This is a genomic window from Actinomadura logoneensis (assembly GCF_003428695.1).
Lineage (GTDB): Bacteria > Actinomycetota > Actinomycetes > Streptosporangiales > Streptosporangiaceae > Spirillospora > Spirillospora logoneensis.
Genome location: NZ_QURH01000050.1, coordinates 1 through 21,009 on the forward strand (window position 1 = coordinate 1; position 21,009 = coordinate 21,009).

Sequence of the window (21,009 nt, forward strand, 5' to 3'; positions counted from 1 at the left end):
AGCTCGCCCGTCCCCCGGCTGGACGCCGCCAGCGGCGCGGGCCGTCCGCCCGGCAGGCGGCGCAGCCCGGACGCCTCGGCCAGCTCGACCACGGCCGTCGTCCCGCGCACCGCGTAGGACGCGACGACCGGCTCGCCCGTCGGCCCGGTCACCGCCGTCCGGACGCGGGAGAACCCGGCGGCGACGGCGGCGTCCACGGTGCCGTCGCCGCCGTCCGCCACGAGCAGCGGCGTCAGCGGGACGTCCGGCCGGACGCGCCGCAGCCCGGCGGCGACGTGCGCGGCGGCCTCCGCGGCCGTCAGCGTCCCCTTGAACTTGTCGGGCGCGATCACCACATGGCCCGCCGTCACCCGCGCCTCCTCCCGGCCCCGCGGGCCGTCCCACCGGTCCGTCCGGTCCGTCCGGTCATGCGACGAGGTGTTCGGGACGGACCGGCACGCGGTCGAGGGCCTTGCCGGTGGCGTCGCGGACGGCCGCGACGATGGCCGGGGTGGACGAGAGCGTCGGCGGCTCGCCCGCGCCGCGCAGCCCGTAGGGCGCGGCGGGGTCCGGGTACTCCAGGATGTCGAGCCGCATCGGCGGCATGTCCAGGATGGTCGGGATCAGGTAGTCGGTGAACGACGGGTTCCGGACCACGCCGTCCTCCACCACGATCTCCTCCATCAGCGCCAGCCCGAGGCCCTGCGCGGAGCCGCCGTGGATCTGCCCCTCCAGCGCCGTCCGGTTGAGGATCCGCCCGACGTCCTGGACGGCGGCCATCTCGACCACCTTGACCAGGCCGAGTTCGGTGTCCACGTCCACGACCGCGCGGTGCACGCACAGCGCGAGCTGCGAGTGCGAGTCGCCCTGCCCGGTGACCGGGTCCATCCGCTGCGTCGGGCGGTGCCGGAACTCGCGGGTCTCCTCGACGGCCTCGTCCCCGAGGACGTCCTCGACGGACGCCAGCACCCCGGCCGCGCGCGACACGACCTTCCCGTCGGACAGGGACAGGTCGCGGTGGCCGAACCGCGCGGCGGCCCGCTCCAGCAGGACGCCCCGGACGGCCTCGCACGCGGCCTTCACCGCGCCGCCCGACATGTACGACTGCCGGGACGCCGACGACGACCCCGCGTCCCCGACGCGGGTGTCGGCGGGCGCGACCGTCACCCGCCGCACGCCCAGCTCGGTCCGGACGATCTGCTCCTGGACGGTCACCAGCCCCTGCCCGACCTCGGCTGCGGCGGTGTGCACGAGCGCGGTCGCGGCGCCGCCGATCACCTCCAGCCGGACGCGCGCCGTCGAGTAGTCGTCGAAGCCCTCCGAGAAGCAGATGTTCTTGATCCCGACGCCGTACCCGACGCCGCGCACCACGCCCTCGCCGTGCGTGGTCTGGGAGACGCCGCCGGGCAGGTTCCGCAGGTCGGAGGTGTCGGCGGCGGGCGGCAGCGGCATCTCCTCCAGCCGGGTCAGCATCTCGGCGAGCGGCGCGGGCGAGTCGATGACCTGCCCGGTCGCGAGCCGGGAGCCCTGGGAGACGGCGTTGCGGCGCCGCACCTCCAGCGGCGTGAGGCCGCAGGCCGCGGCCAGCCGGTCCATCATCGCCTCGTAGGCGAAGCACGCCTGCACCGCGCCGAACCCGCGCATCGCCCCGCACGGCGGGTTGTTGGTGTAGACCCCGTAGGCGTCGATCCGGATGTTGGGGATCTCGTACGGGCCGACGCCGAGCGACGCCGCGTTGCCCGTGACGTTGAGCGTGGACGACGTGTACGCGCCGCCGTCCAGCACGATCTCGACGTCGGCGTAGAGGAGCCTGCCGTCCGCCGTCGCGCCGTACTCGTACCGCATGGACGCCGGATGCCGGTGGACGTGACCGAAGAACGACTCGTACCGGTTGTAGGACATCTTCACCGGCCGACCGGTGTGCAGCGCGAGCATCCCGGCGTGGATCTGCATGGACAGGTCCTCGCGTCCGCCGAACGCGCCGCCGACGCCCGCCAGCGTCATGTGGACCCTGTCCTCGGGCAGGCCGAGGCAGGGCGCGATCTGCTTGAGGTCGTTGTGCAGCCACTGGGTGGAGACGAGCAGTTCGATCCCGCCGTCCTCGGCCGGGATCGCGAGCCCCGCCTCGGGGCCGAGGAACGCCTGGTCCTGCATCCCGACCTCGAACTCGCCGGAGACGACGACCTCGGCCTCCGCGCGCGCCGCGGCCACGTCCCCGACGCGGACGGGCTGGTACCGCGTGATGCCGCCGAGCGGCTGCACCCGGTTCCCCTCGGGGTCGGCGATCACGGCGCGGACGTCGGTGACCGGCTCCAGCACCTCGTACTCCACGGCGATCGCCGCCAGCGCGCGCCGCGCCGTCTCCGGGTGGTCGGCGGCGGCCAGCGCGACCGGCTCGCCCTGGTGCCGGACCTCGCCGATCGCCAGCACCGGCTGGTCGGCCAGGCCGTCGATGCCGAAGTGCCTGCTGCCCGGGACGTCCTCGTGGGTCAGGACGGCCCGGACGCCCGGGACCGCCAGCGCGGGCCCGACGTCGAGCGACACGATGCGGGCGCGCGGGTGCGGGCTGCGCAGCGTCGCGCCCCACAGCATCCCGTCGATGCCGAGGTCGGAGGCGAACGCGAACGCACCCGCGACCTTCAGCGTCCCGTCCGGCCGGACGGGGCTGTCGCCGACGCCGCCCCGCCCGGGCGGCGCGACCCGTCCCGGCGACTCGATCGGAGCTGCCATGGCTACCGGACCTCCTCGGCCAGTCGTGTCAGCCGCCGGTGCGCCGCCGCGCCCCGGCGTCCGACCTCGTCCTGCGGGACGGAGACGAGCGTGTCGGCTCGGACGACCGTCCGGCCGCCGACGAGCAGCCGCTCCAGCGGCGGGGTCCGCCCGAAGGACAGCGCGACCACCGGGTCGTCGACCGCGGCGTGGAAGCCGTCCACCCGCCACAGCGCGAGGTCCGCGAGCTTGCCGGGTTCGAGCGAGCCGATCTCGTCCTCGCGGCCGAGGCAGCGCGCGCCGCCCAGGGTCGCGATCTCCAGCGCCTGCCGGGCGGTCAGCGCGCCCGGCCCGTGCGCGGCGCGCTGGGTGTACAGGGCCTGCCTGATCTCCCCGGCCAGCGGCACCATCTCGGCCGACGCGGCGCCGTCCACGCCGAGTCCCACGGTCGCGCCCGCCTCCAGCAGCGCCGACACGCGCGCCATGCCGGACCCGAGCCGCGCGTTGGACGACGGGCAGTGCGCGGTCCCGGTGCCGGTCTCGGCGAACCGCTTGATGTCGGTGTCGTGCAGGTGGACGCAGTGCGCGAACCACACGTCCGAGCCGAGCCAGCCGAGGTCGTCCATGTACTCGACCGGCGTCCGGCCGAACTGCTCGCGGGTGTGCTCCTCCTCGTCCAGGGTCTCGGCGAGGTGGGTGTGCAGCCGGACGTTGCGCGCGCGGGCCAGCTCCGCCGACCGGACGAGCAGGTCGCGGGTCACCGAGAACGGCGAGCAGGGCGCAACCGCGATCCGCAGCATGGAGCCGAAGGACGCGTCGTGGTACCGGTCGATCGCGGCCTCGGTCTCGGCGAGGACGGTGTCGGTGTCCTCGACGACCTCGTCCGGCGGCAGCCCGCCCCGGGACTCGCCCCGGTCCATCGAGCCCCGGCACGGGTGGAACCGGATCCCCAGCTCGCGCGCCGCCCCGATCTCGGCCGCGAACAGGTCGCCGCGCCCCTTCGGGAAGATGTAGTGGTGGTCGGTGGACGTCGTGCAGCCCGACAGTGCGAGCCAGCCCAGCCCGGCGGACGCCGCGCCCGCGACGACCTCCGCGTCCATCCGCGCCCACACGGGGTAGGACGCCACGAGCCAGTCGAACAGCGAGCCGTCCACGGCGAGCCCCTGCGACGCCCACTGGTAGAGGTGGTGGTGGGTGTTGACCAGGCCGGGCGTGAGGAGGCAGCCCGTCCCGTCGATTCGCTCGACCGTCCGGCCGCCGTCCGCGCGCAGGGCGGACCGGGGCGCGGGACCGGGGCCGACGGCGGTGATCCGGTCGCCCTCGGCCACCAGGTGCCCGCCGGGGTGCTCGCGCCCCGACACGGTCACGACGTGCGCGTTCTCGATGACGACCACGGGTACCGGCGGGACCGGCCCGGGCCCGGAGCGGGCGGCCCCGGGCCCGGAGCGGACGGCTCCCGGCTCGGAGCGGACGTTCCCGGGCTCGGAGCCGGCGGCCGTGCGCGGTGCGGGGACGGTCACGTGGTGGACGCCTTCCTTCTCGCGGCCAGCCGCACGGCGTCGAGGATCTTCTCGTAGCCGGTGCAGCGGCACAGGTTCCCGGCGAGCGCCTCGCGGATCTCCGCGTCGGACGGATCGGGCACCCGCTCGATGAGGTCGTGCGACTGGACGACGAGGCCGGGCGTGCAGAAGCCGCACTGCACCGCGCCCGCCTCCACGAACGCCTCCTGGACGGGGTCCAGCCCGCCGCCTCCGGGAGCCAGGCCCTCGACGGTGCGGACCTCGCGTCCTTCGGCCTGCCCGGCGGCCACCAGGCACGCGCAGACCGGAACGCCGTCCAGGTACACCGTGCAGGAGCCGCATTCGCCCTGCTCGCAGGCGTTCTTCGAGCCCGGCAGGCCCAGGCGCTCGCGCAGCGCGTACAGCAGGGACTCGCCCTCCCACACGTCGTCCACGGTCTGCTCCACACCGTTCACGGTGAGGTTCACGCGCATCACGACACCTCCTTCCGGGCGGCCCGGTGGTCGTTCCACGCCCAGGTCAGCGTGCGGCGCGCCAGCACGGCGAGGGCGTGCCGCCGGTAGCCCGCGGTGCCGCGCACGTCGTCGATCGGGGCCGCCGCCTCCCGGACGAACTCGCCGAACCGCCGCGCGACCGCGTCCGGCAGTGGACCGCGGCCCTCCCAGTCCAGCTCGGTGGACAGGTACTCCTCGGCGGCGGTCGCGCGGAGCGGCGTCGGCGCGGCCGACCCGATGCCGGTGCCGACGCGCCGCTCGCGCGGGTGCAGCGCGATCGCGAACGAGCAGACCGCGATCACCATCGCGTTCCGGGTGCCGATCTTGGCGAAGTACTGCGGGCCGGACGCCGGGGCGATCCGGATCGCGCGGATCAGCTCGTCCGGCTCCAGCGCGTTGCGCTTCACTCCGGTGTAGAAGTCGGCGGCCGGGATCAGCCGGGTGCCGCGCGCGGCCGACTCGGCCTCGACCACCGCGCCGCAGGCGAGCAGCGGCGGATGGCAGTCCCCGGCGGGCGAGGCCGCGCCGAGGTTGCCGCCGGCCGTTCCCCGGTTGCGGATCTGCGGCGAGCCGACCGTCCGGGACGCCTGCGCGAGACCGGGAAGCCGGTCCCCCAGCTCGGCGATCAGCCGGACGTACGGGACGCCCGCGCCGACCCGGAGCGTGCCGTCCGGCAGCTCCTCGTGCCCGGCCAGCTCCCGGACCGGGTTCAGGTCGAGCAGCGCCTCGGGACGCCGCGCGGCGGACCCGAAGTTGATCTCGACCATGACGTCCGTGCCGCCCTGGATCGGCACCGCGCCGGGCCGCGCGGCCTTGGCGGCGAGCGCGTCCTGCCAGGTCAGCGGGCGCAGGAAGTCCATGTTCCCCAGCCTCTCACTCCCACGCCGGGCCGGGGGTTGGTCCGGCGTCGTCCGCCACCGTCCCCTCGATCAGACCGTACGGGCGGTCGGCTGCGTGGAACACCTCGTTGGGGTTGTCCAGGCCGAACGGCGACAGGTTTACCGCGAAGTGGTGCTTGTTCGGCATCGCCAGCCGTACTTCGCAGACCTCGGGGCATCCGGCCAGCACCCGGCGTCCCATCTCGTACAGCGTCTGCTGGAGCGACAGCGAGTGCGTCCCGGCGAACGCGTCCAGCAGGCGACCTCTGGCCTCGCAGTAGGACCTGCCCCAGTCGTCCGGGTCGCCCCGGTGCCGCCAGCGGGCGGTCACGGCCGTCGCGAGGATCCGGTCGTCGGTCTCGGGGAGGGTCGTGTACTCGTCCTTGATGAAGCCGTGGAACTCGCTGCCCGTCGAGTTCATGACGACGAGGTCCTTCAGGCCCGACACCACCGACTCCGCGCCGCCCGTCCCGTCGCTGTGGACGAGGCAGGTGCGCGTCTCGGCGCCGCTGCGGACGAACGAGTGCGGCCTGGGCGGGCCGTCCTGGTGCGCGATCCGGTTCCAGGTGTACTCCTCGATCTCGACCCGCGCGTGGTGGATCGTCGGCTGGGAGTCGGTGAAGTGCCGCGCGAGCAGCAGCGCGAAGTCCTCGATCTCGCCGACACCGTGCTTCCTGGCGAACGCGAAGACCGTGTTCTTCTGCGCGTCCGTGGTGAGCACCGCCGCGTTGTCGCCGGCCAGGTGGACGCGGTCCATGTCACCGGACAGCGAGACGCTGACGTTCAGGTCCTTGACGTGGTGGGTCGGGCCGTCCCTGGTGACCCGGACGACGCGCGTCTCCGCCTTCCCGTAGCGGTTGGGCCCGAGAACGATGGCCATCGGCTAGCTCCCCCGGTAGGTCGAGTACGCGAACGGGCTCAGCAGCAGCGGCACGTGGTGGTGCCGTCCGGGGTCGGCGACGGTGAACGCGACGACCACCTCGGGGAAGAAGTCCGACAGCCCGGCGGTGTCGAACACCAGCCGGTACGTCCCGGCGGTGATGCCGGCGCCGCCCCAGTCGCGGATCCGGCCGTCGCCGTCGGTGCGGGCCTCGGCGATCCGGCGGTACCCGCCGTCCTCCCGTCTCTCCAGCGTGACGGGCACGCCGCGCGCGGGCTCCCCCTTCGCGGCGTCCAGCACGTGGGTCGAGAGCGACATTCACACCCCTCCGATCAGCTTGGCCAGCCGCAGCCGGGTGATGGCGGCGAGCTCGGCGCGGACGGCCTCCCGCTCCGTCCCGGCGTCGTTCCCCAGCCGGACGCGCAGCTCGGCCAGCACCTCGCCGGCACTCTTCCCGGTCGCGCAGATCAGGAACACATGACCGAAGCGGCGTTCGTAAGCGAGGTTGCCCTCGGCGAGCGCGCGGGCGGTGTCGTCCCCGGCGCTCGCGGCTCCGGCCTGCTCGCCGCGCGACCAGCGCGCCTCCCGTCCGCCGCCGGCCGCCCGCTCCCCGATCCGGGGATGCGCGCCGAGCGCCTCCAGCACGTCGGACCACTCCAGGCCCGCCAGCGCCTTCGCGCCCGCCGCCTGCAGATCGGCGAGGCGCGCGTAGGGCCGTCCGGCGGCGACCTCGGCCGCCCACCGCCGCGACGCGCAGCACGCCAGCAACTCCGCCTCCGCCTCGTCCGGCGGCAGCGCGTTCAACCGGTCCGGCACCCGGCCCCCTTCTCCGAAGATCCCCCCGAGTACACACACCGCCCACCCCCCGGGTCGACCCACAGGACGTCCGAACCCCGCCCCCGCCCCCCGCCCCCTCTTCGTACGTTCCTCCAATCCCCACCCCGCGCGGGCCGTGGGTTAGCTTCGGCGCTATGAGGCTGCGTTCCCTCCTCGCGATGCCCGAGCTCCGGTTGGAGCTGGTCACCGGCGAGGACGAGCTGGACCGGGTGATCCGCTGGGTGGTCACGACGGACCTGCTCGACCCCGGCCGGTACCTGAGCGGGCGGGAGCTGGTGCTGAGCGGGCTGGTCTGGCGGACGTCCGCCGCCGACTCGCAGGTGTTCGTCCGGGCGCTCGCGCGGGCCGGGGTGTCGGCGCTCGCCGCCTGGGACGCGGTCAACGGGACGATCCCCGCCGACCTCGCCGAGGCGTGCGCGCGGCACCGCGTCCCGCTGTTCCGGGTGCCCGAGGACGTGGCGTTCGCGACGGTGACCGAGCAGGTCGTCCGGCGGCTGTCGGGGGCGCGGGCCGCCGACCTGACCGCCGTCCTGGACCGGCACCGGCGGCTGGTCGCGGGCGTCACCGAGGGCGCGGGCCTCGGGCCGGTGCTGGAGCTGGTGGGGCGCGACCTCGGAATGCGCTGCTGGGTCCTCACCCCCACCGGACGCGTCGTCGCGGGCGCCGGGCCGCCGGACGACCCGGCGCGGCTGGCGCGCGAGTTCCTCACCGCGCCGCGCCTGCCGCACCGGCCGGCCGGAACCGACCTGTCGCTGTTCCCCGTCGCGCCCGACACCACCGCGCGGGTCGCCGACTGGTTCCTGGCCTGCGCGGGCGACGCCGCGGACTGGCCCGCCGAGCGGCACGCGCTGGTCTCCGAGCTGACCGCGATCGTCGCGCTGGAGCGGGCCCGGCTGGACGACCGGCTCAGCGTGGCGGGACGCCTGACCGGGGAGCTCGTCCGGCTGGTGGTCTCGGGCGCGGCGGCCGACGAGATCGTCCCCCGGCTGGAGCTGACCGGCCTGGACGCGTCGGCGTCGTTCGCCGCCGTGTCGGCCGTGTCCCGCGCCGCCTCGGGCGGGCCGTCCGCGCGGCTGCGTCCGGGCGAGCTGCGGACCGTCCTGCGGGAGGCCCTGCCCGGCGGCACGCCCCCGGTCGTGGGTCTCCTGGACGACGAGGCGGTCGCGCTAGTCCCGGCCGAGCCGGGCCGCGACATCGCGGGCGAACTGCACCGCACGCTCCTGGCGCTGGCCCCCGGCCTCGGCGGCGACCGGCTCGCGCTCGGCGTCAGCGACGTCGTCACCGCCGCCGAACTGCGCGGGGCGGTCGAGGAGGCCCGCTACGCCCGGCGGCTGTCCGCCGGACGCGGCGACGCGGTGTCGGTCGTCCGGCACGACGAGCTGGCCACGCACGTCCTGCTGCTGGCGTCGGTGCCCGACGACGTCCGCCACATGTTCAAGGTCCGGCTGCTCGACCCCCTACGCGCCTACGACGAGGAGCACAAGGCCGACCTGCTGCTCACCCTGGAGACGTTCCTCCAGCACTCCGGCTCGTGGACGCGCTGCGCCGAGCGGCTGCACCTGCACGTCAACTCCGTCCGCTACCGGATCCAGCGGATCGAGGAGCTGACCGGCCGGGACCTGTCCACCCTGGAGGACCGCGTCGACTTCTTCCTCGCCCTCCGCCTCTCCTGACGGACGCCGCCGCCGGGCGCAACCCGCGGCCCGGCTCCGGCGTCCCACCGACGTGGACGACCTGACCGAGCCCGAGCAACGCGTCTGGGACGCCTTCCCCGAATCCCGCCCCACCGACCTCGCCGGAGAGCCCGTCCGCGCCGACGTCCTCGCGGCGCTCGCCCTGGGCGTCCGGCCCGGCCTCCCGGGCCGCACACCCGCCGTCCGCCTGTTCAACGCCCGCGTCACCGGCCTGCTCGACCTGTCGCTGGCGACCGTCCCGCACACCCTGGTCCTGGTCGGCTGCGAGTTCGAGCGGGCTCCCGTCCTGGACGGCGCCCGGCTGCCCGCGCTGACGCTCGTCCGCGCCCGCCTCCCCGGCCTGCAGGCGGTCGGCGCCCGCATCGACGGCCCCCTGAGCCTGCTCGAATGCCACTGCTCGGGTCCTCTCCGGCTGGACGGCGCGGACGTCGCCGGCGTCCTGGACCTCAACGGCGCGGAGCTGCGCGGCGACCCCGCCATCCGCGCGGACTACCTGACCGTCGGCCGCGACCTGGCCCTCCGGAACGCGGTGGTCGAGGGCAAGGTCGGCCTGTGGAACGCGCACATCCGCCAGACCATCGCGCTCGACGGCGCACGCCTCTCCTCCCCCGGCGGCGTCGCGTTCGACGGCGACGGCATGACCGCCGAGGACGGCCTGTTCGCCCGCCGCCTGGAGTCGTCCGGCGAGTTCCGCCTCCGGGACGCCCGCCTCGGTCGCCGCTGCGACCTCACCGACGCCCGCCTGGCAAGCCCCGGCCGGACGGCCCTGGACGCCGAAGCCCTCAAGCTCGACGGCACCCTGGACATGTCCCGCCTCACCGCCGAGGGCAGCGTCAACGTCAGCACGGCCGCGATCACCGGCGCTCTCATCCTGGACGGCGCGACGCTCCGCAAGCCCGAAGGAACCGCCCTGGCCGCGGGCCTGATCACCGTGACGGCCATCCGGGCCGTCAGGGGGTTCACCGCGACGGGCCGCGTCGACGTGGGCGGGGCCCGCATCAGCGGCTCACTGGTCCTGGACGGCGCGCACATCTCCAAGCCCGGCGGGACGGCTCTCCGGGCGGTCGACGCCGACATCGGAGGCACCCTGTACCTCACCTCGGGCTTCCGGGCCGAAGGCGAGGTCGACCTCGCGGGGGTGAGCGTGCGGGACGGCGTGGACCTCGGCGGAGCCCGGCTCGTCAACCCCGGAAAGGCGGCGCTGTCGGCCTCGAACCTGCGGACGGTCAGGGAGGTCCACTGCTGCGGCGGCTTCCGCGCGTCCGGCCGCGTCTCGTTCACGTCCGCGGAGATCGGCCGGGATCTCTGCTTCGACGACGCGAACATAGACGGCGACCTGGAACTGAAGCGCGCACGCTCCGGCATCCTGCGCCTTGGCGAAAGGACGAAGCTGCTGGGCAAAGTCGACCTGCGCCATGCGTCCACCGATGTTCTGGCCGATTTCCGGGACGCCTGGCCGGCGACAGTGCGGCTGGACGGTTTCACCTACAAGTCCCTGCACCGTCCGATGCCCGTGGCCGACCGCCTGCAACTGCTGGCGAGCGACGCGGACGGGTACGTTCCGCAGCCGTACGAGCATCTCGCCGCCGTCTACCGGGCCACAGGGCACGATGGCGCGGCGCGGGACGTGTTGCTGGCGAAACAGCGGCGGCGTCGGGGCGTTCAGCAGTTTCCGCAGCGTGCCTGGGGTTTCCTCCAGGACTGGACGGTCGGCTACGGGTATCGGCCGCAGTGGGCCGCAGCCTGGCTGATCGCTCTGCTGGCGCTCGGGACGGCCGTGTTCGCCGGTCATCATCCGCCGCCGCTCAAGAAGGACGAGGCGCCGGCGTTCAACCCGTTCCTCTACGCCCTCGACCTGCTCCTGCCCATCGTGGGCTTCGGGCAGGAAAGCGCGTTCGCGCCGCGCGGCGCGTACCAGTGGCTGGCCGCCGCGCTCACGGCGGCCGGATGGGTCCTGGCGAGCACGATCATCGCCGGAACGTCGCGCGTCCTGGCAAGGCAGTAGGTCAGGGGACGCGGGCCACGGCACCGTACATGGAGACCTGGGCGGGGGTCGGGCCGTTCTCCAAGACGGCGTCCGGGCGCCATTCGATGACCGAGCCGATGCCCGGCTCGACGAGTTCGAGGCCGTCGAGGAAGCGCGCGAACTCCTCCCGGCTGCGGTTGCGGAACGGGATGCCGCTGCGCCGGTTCGCCTCCTCGACCGTCTCGCGCTCCTCCGGGGTGAGATGGTCGGCGGTGGCGTTGGTGACCGCGACGAAGCTGCCCGGGGCGAGGGCGTCCACGAGGGTGCGGACCTTGCCGTACGCGTCGTCCTCGTCGGTGAGGAAGTGCGTGATGGCGATCAGCATCAGCGCGACCGGGCGGCTCAGGTCGAGGGTCCTGTGCAGGACCGGGTCGGCGAGGATGCGCTCGGGTTCGCGCAGGTCGGAGTCCAGGTAGGCGGTCGCGCCCTGCGGCGAGCTGGTCAGCAGGGCGCGCGCGTGCACGAGGACGATCGGGTCGTTGTCCACGTAGACGATGCGCGACGCCGGGTCGATCTCCTGGGCGATCTCGTGCACGTTGCCCGCCGACGGCAGGCCGGTGCCGACGTCGAGGAACTGCCTGATGCCGGCCTCCTCCGCGAGGTACCGGACGGCACGCTGCATGAACCGCCGGTTCTCGATCGCGGCGATCCGGATCGTCGGGAACCCGAGCGCGACGGCCTCGCCGGAGACGCGGTCGGACTCGAAGTTGTCCTTGCCGCCGAGCCAGTAGTTGTAGCGGCGGGCCGGATGCGGCTTGGTGGGGTCGATCCCCCGGGGGACGCGCTCGGTGTTCACGGTGCACCTCGTTTCGGGGAGGGCGATGCGCGATCATTGTGCCCGAAGCCAGGGCGTTCGCGCGTTTCGGGTGGATCGCCGGACGTCTTCCCGCCATGATCGACGTACTTCGGTCGCGACGACGCGGAAGGCCCTCCCATGAGTGTCCGCTACAGCCCCTTCGACTCCGACGTCCAGAAGGACCCGTACCCGGTGTACGCGCGGCTGCGCGAGGAGGCACCGGTCCACCGCAACGACGAGGACGACCTCTGGGTCCTGTCCCGGCACGCGGACGTCGAGGCCGCGCTGCGCGACTCGGCGCGGTTCTCCAGCGTGAACGGGTTGCGCATCGAGCCCGCGTTCTGGGGCCCGGACGCCGAGCGGTTCTTCTCGTTCGTCGCCATGGACCCGCCCAAGCACACCCGGATGCGCGGGCTGGTGTCCCGCGCGTTCACCGCCCGGCGCGTCGCCGCGCTGGAGCCGCGGCTGCGCGAGATCGCCCGCGGCCACCTCGCGCCGCTGCTGGAGGCCGGCGAGTTCGACCTGATGAGCGACTTCGCGGCGCGGTTCCCGACCGACGTGATCTCCGAACTGGTCGGGGTCCCGGAGGCCGACCGGGACCGGGTCCGCGAGCTCGGCGCGGCGATCATGCACCGGCCCGAGGACGTGGCGGCCCCGGTGACCGACCTGCCGCCGGAGGCGCTGGCCGCGATCGGCGAGCTGGTCGGCTACTACGCCGGACTGACCGCCGAGCGCGCCGGGGACCGCCGCGACGACCTGCTCTCCGGGCTGCTGGACGCCGCCGACGGCGACGACCGGCTCACCCCCGAGGAGATCGTCGGGGTGCTGATCCTGCTGGTCGGGGCCGGGATCGAGACGTCCATGCTGCTGCTCGGCAACTGCTGGCACGCCGCGTGGACGCACCCGGACGCCCGCGCCGCCGCGCTGCGCGGGGGCCGCGTGAACGCGTGGATCGAGGAGACGCTGCGGTACGACCCGTCCACGCAGGCGCTCGCGCGGACCGCGACCGAGGACGTCGAGCTGCACGGCGTGACGATCCCCAAGGGCGGCCGCGTCCTGGCCCTGCTGGGGTCGGCCAACCGCGACCCGCGCGTGTTCGCCGACCCGGACGCCTTCGACCTCGACCGCGACACCGGCCGGGCGCTGTCGTTCGGCATCGGCCGGCACCACTGCCTCGGCTCGGCGCTCGGCCGCCTGGAGGCACGCGTCGCGCTGACCGAGATCGCCGCCGCGGTCGCCGACTTCGAGCTGGACGACAAGGGCGTGAAGCGCATCTACTCGTCCAACGACCGGGGCTTCACCGCCCTCCCCACCAGGATCACCGCACGCGCCTGACGCGTGCGCCCGGATCGGCCCGGCCAAGCCGTGCCCGGATAGGCCCGGCCGTGCTCGGCCGGGCCGATCCCCGCCCGGGGGTCAGTGGTCGGGGTGCAGCGCGCCGCCGATGTAGGACGCGGCGAGCAGCGTGAAGATGTACGCCTGCAGCACCTGCACGAAGATCTCGAACGCGGTCAGCAGGACCGACATCAGCACCCCGACCACGCCCAGCCCGAACCCCGCGACCGTGGGCCGCTCCAGCAGGAACCACCAGGCCACGGTCGCGAAGAAGGCCAGCAGGATGTGCCCGGCGAACATGTTCGCGAACAGCCGCACCGACTGCGTGAACGGCCGCAGCACCAGGTGCTGGAGCAGTTCGATCGGCGCGTAGAAGACGTACACCCACACCGGCAGGCCAGGCGGGAACATGATGTTCCGGAAGTATCCGACCAAGCCCTGCGTGCGGATGCTGAGCCCCAGGTAGAGCGCGTAGCAGAGCAGCGCGAGCAGCAGCGGCATCGCGAAGTGCGAGGTCGCGGGCAGTTGCAGGACCGGCACGTCCCCCATGAGGTTCATGGCGAGGACGAACAGGAACAGCGGCAGCAGGAAGGGCATCCAGCGGTCGCCGTCCGCGCCGATCATCGGCCGCGCGATCTGGTCGCGGACGAACAGGTAGCCGATTTCCCCGATGTTCTGGACGCCGCGCGGCACCAGCGCCGGACGGCCGAACGCGCGCCACGAGAACACGCACACCGCCACGGCCGACAGCACGATCAGCAGCACCGGCTTGGTGATCCAGTCGGGCAGCACCCCCGGCCAGAGCGGGCCCCACCGGAACAGCTCGCCACCGGGGGCCCGGAACTCCCCGCCCGATACCGGGAACGGCGCCGTCGTGGGCTGGATCGCGGGGGATGGTGCGGTCGGCATGCAGCCCTCCCGAGGCATGATGATACGCATGTACCACTTAGAGATGGTACAGGCGTATCACTAACGCCGGAACAGCCGGTCCAGGTGGTAGACGATGATCTCGCGGGCCGCCGGACCGTCCCGGTGCCCGGCCATCACGCCGGACCCGAGGCCCTGCGCCATCGCGAACAGGCCCGCCGCCGTGGTCAGCGGATCGAGCTCGGGATCGATCTCGCCCGCCGACTGCGCCCGCGCGATGTGCTCGGCGAGGAAGCGGTCGGTCGCGCCGTGGTGCGGCGACCCGACGCGCTCGGCGAAGTCCGGGTCGTCCAGCATGAGGATGAAGTAGGCGTTGTAGGTCCGCCAGAGCCGCCGGCCCTCGTCGTCCAGCGGCATGACCGCGGTCAGCGCGCCCTCCAGCACCGCGCGCGGCGACGGCGGCGACGCGCCCGCGCCCTCCTCGGTGATCCGCGCGACCATGCGCGCCGACATCTGCTCCCCCAGGAACGGCACCGCGCCGAGCAGCAGTTCGAGCTTGCTGTCGAAGTAGTACTGGACGAGCCGGACCGAGACCCCCGCCTCGGCCGCGACCTCGCGCATCGTGGCCGCCTGGAGCCCGCGGGCCCCCGCGATCCGCAGCAGCGCCTCGGCGATCTCCCTGCGCCGCTGCTGGTGATCGACCTTCTTCGGCACCGCGCGCACCCTCCGTCCTGCGACCATCCGATCCCGCCAGGGTAGGGCCGTCCCGCCCGCCGCCACGGCATCGCCCGGACCGGCCGGGCGAGATCCCCGGGGACGGGCGGATGGTCTTGTCGGGTCGTGCGCCGACGTCCGGTCGGGTCGAGCGGATGCTTGCGGCCGGGCCGAGCGGGTGATCCGGTCGGGTCGAGCGGATGCTGCGGTCGGGTCGAGCGGATGCTGCGGTCGGGTCGAGCGGATGCTGCGGTCGGGTCGAGCGGATGCTGCGGTCGGGTCGAGCGGATGCTGCGGTCGGGTACGGTCGGCGGCATGTCCGGGTCATCATCGGGTCCGAAAGCACCGAAGCCGCCGCGCCTCCCGCGGGAGCTGACGCCCGCCGGGCGGGACGACGCGGAGCTCGTCCACGACGGCAAGCACCTCTCGCTCGACTACGCCGGGCTCGACCTGTTCGTCCCCGAGGACGATCCGGAGGACGTGACGTTCGAGCGCTGCCGCTTCACCGACACGCGCCTCGCGGGCCTCACCCTGCACCGCGCGGGCTTCGCGGACGTCGTGTTCCAGGGCTGCGACCTGGCGAACCTGCGGCTGTTCGACTCCCGCGTCTTCAACGCCTCGGTCACCACCTGCCGGATGACCGGAACGCAGTTCACCGAGGCGGGCCTGCGGGACGTCACGTTCGAGGGATGCCGCGCCGACCTGGCCGGATTCCGCTTCGCGGTGCTGCGGAACGTGGTGTTCCGCGACTGCAACCTCACCGAGGCCAACTTCCAGAACGCCGAACTGCGCGACGTCCGGTTCGAGGACTGCGCCCTCGTCGCGGCGCAGTTCAGCCAGGCGTCCCTGCGGGACGTCCGGTTCGACGGCTGCGACCTGTCGGGCCTCGGCGGCGTCGAGGGCCTGGACGGCGCGACGGTCGGACCGTCCGACGCCCGCTCCCTGCTCCCGTCCCTCGCCGCGGCCGCCGGCATCGCCATCGACGACTGACCGCCCCCGGCAAGCCCGCCGCCCCGGGCGGCCTCCGGTACTGCCCGGACGACCTTGGGCGTCCCCTCGAACGACCTCGGCCGTCCCCCGGACGACCTTGGGCGTCGCCGCCGGACGACCTCCCGCTCCGCCCCGGACGGCCTCGGGCATCGGCCCCGGACGAACTCCGGCGCAGTCCCGGACGTGCGGACGCTAGGACGGCCGGTCCGCTCCGGCGGCCTCCCGGGCGACCAGCCGGCTCAGGCGGCGTCCGAGCTCTTCGTCGACCGGTGCGTGGTCGAGCATGAGCCGGTACCAGAGGACGCCGTAGACGACGTCCATCAGCAGGTCCAGGTCGGCGTCCGGGGCGACCTCGCCGCGCTCCACCGCGCGGTCGAGGATCGAGCGGAAAACCGCGCGCCGGACGACCAGGAACCGGTCCCGGAACCGGGCGGCGAACTCCGGGTCGAGCAGGGCCTGCGCCATGAGCCCGACCAGGGCGGGCCGCTGTCCGCGCTGGTGGAACGTCGCGGCGAGGAAGGCGTCCAGGTCGGCCTGGAGCGTCCCCTCGTCCGGGACCGCGACGAACTCGTCGGCCATCTCGGCCACGGCCTCGAGGGTGACCTCCGCCTTGGACTGCCACCACCGGTACACCGTCTGCTTGCCCACCCCGGCGCGCGCCGCGATGCCCTGCATGGTGAGCGCGGCGTACCCGCGCTCCTGGAGCTCGCCCATGGCCGCGTCGAGGATGGCCCGCCGGGCCGCCTCGCTGCGCGGACGTCCGGGGCCGCGTTGTCCGGTCATGCCGCACACTTTACAAGACGCCGCGTCTCGGATTAGTATCGAGACGTAACGTCTAGAAAAGGGAGTGCGCAGATGCGCGTCGTCATCATGGGTGGCACCTCCGGCATCGGCCGCGCGGCGGCCGAACTGCTCGCCGCGCGGGGCGCGGAGGTGATCGTCACCGGGCGCGACCCGGAACGGCTCGCCGAGCTCAAGGCGACGGTGTCCGCCGCGGAGCAGGTGGACGGCACCGACGAGGACCAGGTCCGGGAGTTCTTCGAGCGGACGGGCGAGATCGACCACCTGGTGCTCGCGTTCAGCCCCGGCGCGTACGCCCTGGGTCCGGTCGCCGAGGTCGGCGCGGACGCCGTCCGGCGGATGTTCGAGGGCAAGCTGCTGGCCTACCTTGCGGTGATCAGGCTGGCGACGGGCCGGGTCAAGGGCTCGATCACGGTGCTGTCGGCCGCGTCGGCGCGCGCCGCCAACCCGGGCACCGCCGTGCTGGCCGCGGTGAACGGCGGGATCGAGCGGATGGTGCCGCCGCTGGCCGCCGAGCTGTCCCCGGTCCGGGTGAACGCGGTGGCGCCCGGCCTGATCGACACGCCGTGGTGGTCGTTCGTCGCGGAGGACGAGCGCGCCGCCACGCTGGGCCGGTTCACCGACGCGCTGCCGGTGCCCCGCCCCGGAAAGGCCGACGAGGTCGCGGAGGCGATCGCCTACCTGGTGACCGCCGACTACGTCACCGGCACGATCCTGCCGGTCGACGGCGGCGCCACGATCTCCTGACCCGCCCCACCGGCCCCCGGACCGCACCCCGCCCGGCCCGGGGCGCCGGGGCCGGAGCACGCGGCCGGGACACAGGGGCCGGGGCACGCGGCCGGGACACAGGGGCCGGGACACGCGGCCGGGACACAGGGGCCGGGGCACCGGCAGGGCAGGGCACCAGGGGCCGTGGAACCGGGGGCGGCCCGCTGTCAGGCCCAGCGGTCGCGGCGGACGAGGTGGTCGACCGGCTTCCGCCGCGAACGGAGCCCGGCCCGGCGAGCGGAGTCGCCGTCCGGAGGCTCGGCCGGATACCCGAGGGTCATGACACCGACGATCGCGGCGTCCCCGGGCAGGCCGAGCAGGTCCCTGAGCTCGTCCGTCCGGTGGACGATCGCGAACCCGGAGGCGAGGCCCGCGTCGATGGCGGCGAGTTGGAGCAGCATCATCAGCGCGCCCGCGTCCACCCACCAGTAAGGGGTCGGCCAGACCATCTCCTCGCCTCGGCCGTTCACCTTGTCGGGACGCCGGTACCGCTCGTGGTAGGCGTCCTCGCTGACGGCGAGCACCAGCAGGACGGGCGCCACCGACAGCCAGGGCCCGATCCCGCGCTCCAGGTAACGCTCCTCGCCGGCGATCCGCGCGACGCGGGCGCGGGTCCCGGGATCGGTGACGGCGACGACCCGGTGGCCCTGGCTGAATCCCGCGCTCGGCGCGCGCCGGACGACGCGCAGGACACCGTCCAGCACGTCCTCGGGCACGGGAACGGCCCGGTACGCCCGGACCATCCGGCGGTGGGAGAGCACATCGCGGAACTCCATCGGTTCTCCTTCCCCGCCCCGGGACGAGGGGGCGGCGGTACAGAGGCTTATCCGACGCCCTCGGACTTCACCGGTGATAATTCGGTGGCCTCACCGCCGTCCCACCCGTACCGTTCGGCCACGTGTTGATCCACGATGTGCAGAGGTTCCTGCGGAGCATCCCCACCGACCAGCGGTTCCGGGTCGGGCCGTTCACCGCCAAGGTCGATCCGGACGACGCGGACTGGCCGTTCAACTTCGCCGTCCCCGACGACGACGCGGACCCGACGGCGGACGAGATCGAGGCGCTGGTCGCGGCGTTCCGGGAACGGTCCCGTATCCCCCGCCTGGAGTACATTCCGCGCGCCGCGCCCAAGGTCGAGGCGTCTCTGCTGGCCGCCGGGTTCACGCCCGAAGGCCGCTATCCGCTGCTGGTCTGCCCGCCGTCCGAGGTCGTGGACGCGCCCGTGGACCCCGGCATCCGGGCTGAGCTCGTCCCGGCGTCCGCGACCGACGACCTGTGGGCCGTCGCCCGCGTCACCAACGCCGCCTTCGACGCGCCCCCGCCCGTCGATCACGACATCGCCCGCATGCTGCGCGTGCTCGCGGGAAACGGCCTGGTCGCCGCCGCCCGCGACACCGCGACGGGCGAGATCGTCGGCGCCGGCCAGCTCCTCGCGCCGAAGGGGGGCGTCGCCGAGATCGCGGGCATCGCGACCGCCCCGTCCCACCGCCGCCGCGGCATCGGAGGCGCCGTCACCGCCCTCCTCACCCGCGCGGGCGCCCGATCCGGAATCACCACCCTCTTCCTGACGCCCGCCAACGACCAGGCGGCCAGCGTCTACGCCCGAGTCGGCTACCAGAAACAAGGCGAAGCCCTCTTCATCTCCCTCCGCCCCGACCCCACCCCGAACTGAGCCCCCCGCGCACGCTTTGGCCGGACATGCAGACCAGCGCCGACCATGACGGACGACGACGCGAGCGCGTAGGCCAGGCCAACACACGAGCGCGGACCAGCGGAGAGCACCCGACCGCTACGTGAGCCGGTCAACACGTCCGCAGGGACGAGGGCGTCCGCGTAGGGATCGGTGCCGGGTGTCCGCACATGGTGGAGACATGGCTGGAAGCGCATGAGGCAGCTTTGGGGCTGCCTCATGCGCGTTGGTGCCAGGGGCGTTATGGACGCGTAGGACCTTCGACGCCCACGTGCTTGTGCGTGTGTGACGGCGCGTCGATCTGGTCGAGGACGGCGATGGCGAAGTCGGCCACGGAGATGCGGCTCGTCGGGGAGCCCGGCGCTTCCCGGTACTCCCCGGTGCGGGCGGCCTCGTGGTCGAAGTCGCCGGACGGGCTCAGGACCAGCCAGTCCAGGTCGTCCCCGCCCTTGCGGAGGACGTCCACGCCGGCGAGATGCCCCTCGCAGAACGGCCGGAACTCCGACGGGAAGGCGGGCAGATCCATCCAGATCGGGCCGTCTTCCGCGGCCAGGTACGCCCCCAGGCCGACGGCGACCACTCGCGGGGCCTTGGACGCGAGCAGTGCCCTGTTGGCCGCCGGAAAGTGTTCGCCGGGGTCGGCGGCCAGGTCGGCGGCGGCGTTCACCACGGCGTCCCTGCCCTGGGTGAGGCGCGCGACGGCGTCCGCGTCGGTGATGTCGCCACGCACATAAGTGGTGGCCACGGAGTTATCCACAGCTTGGGCGCGGGCTTGGTCGCCGGTCGCCTCATCGGCCACGCTGGTGTGAGCGGACGGATCGCGAACGACGGCGGTGACGCGGTGGCCACGGGCAAGGGCCTCGCGGACGACGGCGCGGCCGACCCGTCCGCCGGCCCCGAAAACGGTGATCTCGGTCATGGCAGGACGTTAACCAGAAGGGAGGTATCCCCTTGGATACCGTGAACGCATGCGCGAGCCTCTCAAGGCGGACATGTTCGACGAGCTCTGCCCGTCCCCCCTGACCCCCATCCGCGTGGGCGACAAGTGGGCAGGGATGATCATCCGCTGTCTGGAGGACGGCCCGCGCCGCTTCTCGGAGCTGCGCGTCCCCCTCCGCGGCATCACCCCGAAGTCCCTCACGCACTCGCTGCGCACCCTCGAACAGAGCGGTTTCGTCTCCCGCCAGGAGCGGTCCCGTTCCGTCGAGTACGCCCTCACTCCCCTGGGCCGCAGCCTCCTGGAACCCCTCAACGCCGCCTGCGCCTGGGCGGAGGAGCACTGGGACGAACTGGTGGACGCCCACGAGGCCGCCTACCAGGCGTCCCGCCGCACCCCCACTCCCTAACCCCCTCAGACAACCACCACCATTCGGGCAACCCGCAGACACCGCCAATCACCAACCGACCGACACCGCACCCCAAGCAGCGCCACACCCCGCCCGGCCCACCAACCTCGTCAGCGCACCAGCGCGGGCAGCACGGGCAGCGCAACCGGCACGCCGGGCTGGGCAGCGTGGGCAGCGCGGACGCACGGGCCGCATGGGTGGGGTGGCGGCGTGGGTGGGAGGTGCGCAGGTTCTGGGGTGTGGTGGTGGAGCGCTGGTTGGGGCGGTAGTGGTCGGGGCGTCGCTCAGGGGGCGTCGCTTGGGGGTGGGGGGTTGGAGCCCCAGTTCCAGAGTGCCTGGAGGACGGGGCCCAGGTCTCTTCCACGGTCGGTGAGGGCGTAGTGGGTGGACGGCGGCCAGCCCGCCGTGCGGCGGCGGGTGAGGACGCCGGCGCCGGACAGGTGCGCGAGCCGTTCGGAGAGGACCTTGTCCGACAGCGCAGGAAGGGCTTGGCGCAGCTCGCTGTAGGTGCGTTCGCCGCGCAGCAGTTCGCGGATCACCAGGGTCGTCCAACGTCCGCGCAGGGCGGCGAGGGTGATCTCGACCGGGCAGGACGGTGTCGGTTCGGCGACCCGCGTGTGCGGGTCGTCCGGGAGCCCTGGCTGGCCCGGGTGACCAACCGTTTGGTGAGCCACGAAAACGCCTC

Annotated in this window: 22 protein-coding genes; 7 read left to right on the forward strand and 15 right to left on the reverse strand. The window is 73.8% G+C overall.

Annotated features, from left to right (window positions below; all coding sequences use genetic code 11):
* The 8 genes from DZF91_RS02725 to uraD all read right to left on the reverse strand — a co-directional run.
* Positions 1-350: glycerate kinase (locus DZF91_RS02725; protein ID WP_235834031.1), on the reverse strand; the 350-nt coding region annotated here is incomplete at its 3' end.
* 55 nt (positions 351-405) lie between these two features.
* Complete coding sequence (gene pucD, locus DZF91_RS02730) at positions 406-2,709, reverse strand: xanthine dehydrogenase subunit D (RefSeq protein WP_117355931.1); 2,304 nt, start codon at positions 2,707-2,709, stop codon at positions 406-408.
* 2 nt (positions 2,710-2,711) lie between these two features.
* Complete coding sequence (locus DZF91_RS02735; protein ID WP_117355953.1) at positions 2,712-4,073, reverse strand: 8-oxoguanine deaminase; 1,362 nt, start codon at positions 4,071-4,073, stop codon at positions 2,712-2,714.
* Positions 4,074-4,204: 131 nt separating this feature from the next.
* On the reverse strand, positions 4,205-4,681 hold the full coding sequence (locus DZF91_RS02740) for a (2Fe-2S)-binding protein (RefSeq protein WP_117355932.1): 477 nt from the start codon (positions 4,679-4,681) through the stop codon (positions 4,205-4,207).
* Positions 4,681-5,562, reverse strand: coding sequence for an FAD binding domain-containing protein (locus DZF91_RS02745; protein WP_117355933.1), 882 nt, complete (start codon positions 5,560-5,562; stop codon positions 4,681-4,683). The genes DZF91_RS02740 and DZF91_RS02745 overlap by 1 nt, the downstream gene beginning before the upstream one ends.
* A 13-nt stretch (positions 5,563-5,575) precedes the next feature.
* The gene (gene pucL / locus DZF91_RS02750; protein ID WP_117355934.1) at positions 5,576-6,460 is read right to left on the reverse strand and encodes a factor-independent urate hydroxylase; all 885 of its coding nucleotides are present in this window, start codon (positions 6,458-6,460) and stop codon (positions 5,576-5,578) included.
* A gap of 3 nt (positions 6,461-6,463) precedes the next feature.
* On the reverse strand, positions 6,464-6,778 hold the full coding sequence (gene uraH / locus DZF91_RS02755) for a hydroxyisourate hydrolase (protein WP_117355935.1): 315 nt from the start codon (positions 6,776-6,778) through the stop codon (positions 6,464-6,466).
* The gene (gene uraD, locus DZF91_RS02760; RefSeq protein WP_117355936.1) at positions 6,779-7,276 is read right to left on the reverse strand and encodes a 2-oxo-4-hydroxy-4-carboxy-5-ureidoimidazoline decarboxylase; all 498 of its coding nucleotides are present in this window, start codon (positions 7,274-7,276) and stop codon (positions 6,779-6,781) included.
* 155 nt (positions 7,277-7,431) lie between these two features.
* Between uraD and DZF91_RS02765 the strand changes: the two genes are divergently transcribed.
* Positions 7,432-8,970 carry a PucR family transcriptional regulator gene (locus DZF91_RS02765; protein ID WP_117355937.1) on the forward strand — a complete coding sequence of 513 codons (1,539 nt, stop codon included), beginning with the start codon at positions 7,432-7,434 and terminating at the stop codon, positions 8,968-8,970.
* Between the two features lie 52 nt (positions 8,971-9,022).
* A complete protein-coding gene (locus tag DZF91_RS02770; RefSeq protein ID WP_117355938.1) occupies positions 9,023-10,996 on the forward strand; it encodes a hypothetical protein in 1,974 nt (657 codons plus the stop codon).
* A gap of 1 nt (position 10,997) precedes the next feature.
* On the opposite strand, the gene DZF91_RS02775 is transcribed toward DZF91_RS02770, so the two are convergent.
* Positions 10,998-11,813, reverse strand: coding sequence for an SAM-dependent methyltransferase (locus DZF91_RS02775; protein WP_117355939.1), 816 nt, complete (start codon positions 11,811-11,813; stop codon positions 10,998-11,000).
* 138 nt (positions 11,814-11,951) lie between these two features.
* On the opposite strand from DZF91_RS02775, the gene DZF91_RS02780 reads away from it, so the two are divergent.
* Positions 11,952-13,148 (forward strand): cytochrome P450, encoded by a 1,197-nt coding sequence (locus DZF91_RS02780; protein ID WP_117355940.1) that lies wholly within the window; start codon positions 11,952-11,954, stop codon positions 13,146-13,148.
* A gap of 81 nt (positions 13,149-13,229) precedes the next feature.
* Here DZF91_RS02780 and atpB read toward each other — a convergent pair whose 3' ends face one another.
* Positions 13,230-14,057: a F0F1 ATP synthase subunit A gene (gene atpB / locus DZF91_RS02785; RefSeq protein WP_117355941.1), complete on the reverse strand. Its 828-nt coding sequence runs from the start codon at positions 14,055-14,057 to the stop codon at positions 13,230-13,232.
* Between the two features lie 60 nt (positions 14,058-14,117).
* Positions 14,118-14,729: a TetR/AcrR family transcriptional regulator gene (locus DZF91_RS02790; protein WP_199486358.1), complete on the reverse strand. Its 612-nt coding sequence runs from the start codon at positions 14,727-14,729 to the stop codon at positions 14,118-14,120.
* Between the two features lie 315 nt (positions 14,730-15,044).
* On the opposite strand from DZF91_RS02790, the gene DZF91_RS02795 reads away from it, so the two are divergent.
* Entirely contained in the window at positions 15,045-15,719 is a 675-nt protein-coding gene (locus DZF91_RS02795) for a pentapeptide repeat-containing protein (RefSeq protein WP_117355954.1), read from the forward strand.
* Between the two features lie 192 nt (positions 15,720-15,911).
* Here the strand turns inward: DZF91_RS02795 and DZF91_RS02800 are convergent, their stop codons facing one another.
* Positions 15,912-16,502: a TetR/AcrR family transcriptional regulator gene (locus DZF91_RS02800; RefSeq protein ID WP_199486359.1), complete on the reverse strand. Its 591-nt coding sequence runs from the start codon at positions 16,500-16,502 to the stop codon at positions 15,912-15,914.
* 72 nt (positions 16,503-16,574) lie between these two features.
* On the opposite strand from DZF91_RS02800, the gene DZF91_RS02805 reads away from it, so the two are divergent.
* Complete coding sequence (locus DZF91_RS02805; RefSeq protein WP_117355943.1) at positions 16,575-17,267, forward strand: SDR family oxidoreductase; 693 nt, start codon at positions 16,575-16,577, stop codon at positions 17,265-17,267.
* Between the two features lie 188 nt (positions 17,268-17,455).
* Here DZF91_RS02805 and DZF91_RS02810 read toward each other — a convergent pair whose 3' ends face one another.
* The gene (locus tag DZF91_RS02810; RefSeq protein WP_117355944.1) at positions 17,456-18,064 is read right to left on the reverse strand and encodes a nitroreductase family protein; all 609 of its coding nucleotides are present in this window, start codon (positions 18,062-18,064) and stop codon (positions 17,456-17,458) included.
* 122 nt (positions 18,065-18,186) lie between these two features.
* Here DZF91_RS02810 and DZF91_RS40900 point away from each other — a divergent pair, with 122 nt between their 5' ends.
* Positions 18,187-18,960 carry a GNAT family N-acetyltransferase gene (locus DZF91_RS40900; protein ID WP_199486360.1) on the forward strand — a complete coding sequence of 258 codons (774 nt, stop codon included), beginning with the start codon at positions 18,187-18,189 and terminating at the stop codon, positions 18,958-18,960.
* Positions 18,961-19,219: 259 nt separating this feature from the next.
* Here the strand turns inward: DZF91_RS40900 and DZF91_RS02825 are convergent, their stop codons facing one another.
* On the reverse strand, positions 19,220-19,897 hold the full coding sequence (locus DZF91_RS02825) for an NAD(P)-dependent oxidoreductase (RefSeq protein WP_117355945.1): 678 nt from the start codon (positions 19,895-19,897) through the stop codon (positions 19,220-19,222).
* 49 nt (positions 19,898-19,946) lie between these two features.
* Between DZF91_RS02825 and DZF91_RS02830 the strand changes: the two genes are divergently transcribed.
* Positions 19,947-20,324: a winged helix-turn-helix transcriptional regulator gene (locus DZF91_RS02830; RefSeq protein WP_117355946.1), complete on the forward strand. Its 378-nt coding sequence runs from the start codon at positions 19,947-19,949 to the stop codon at positions 20,322-20,324.
* A gap of 284 nt (positions 20,325-20,608) precedes the next feature.
* On the opposite strand, the gene DZF91_RS02835 is transcribed toward DZF91_RS02830, so the two are convergent.
* Positions 20,609-20,998, reverse strand: coding sequence for a winged helix-turn-helix transcriptional regulator (locus DZF91_RS02835; RefSeq protein ID WP_117355947.1), 390 nt, complete (start codon positions 20,996-20,998; stop codon positions 20,609-20,611).
* Positions 20,999-21,009: the final 11 nt, after the last annotated feature.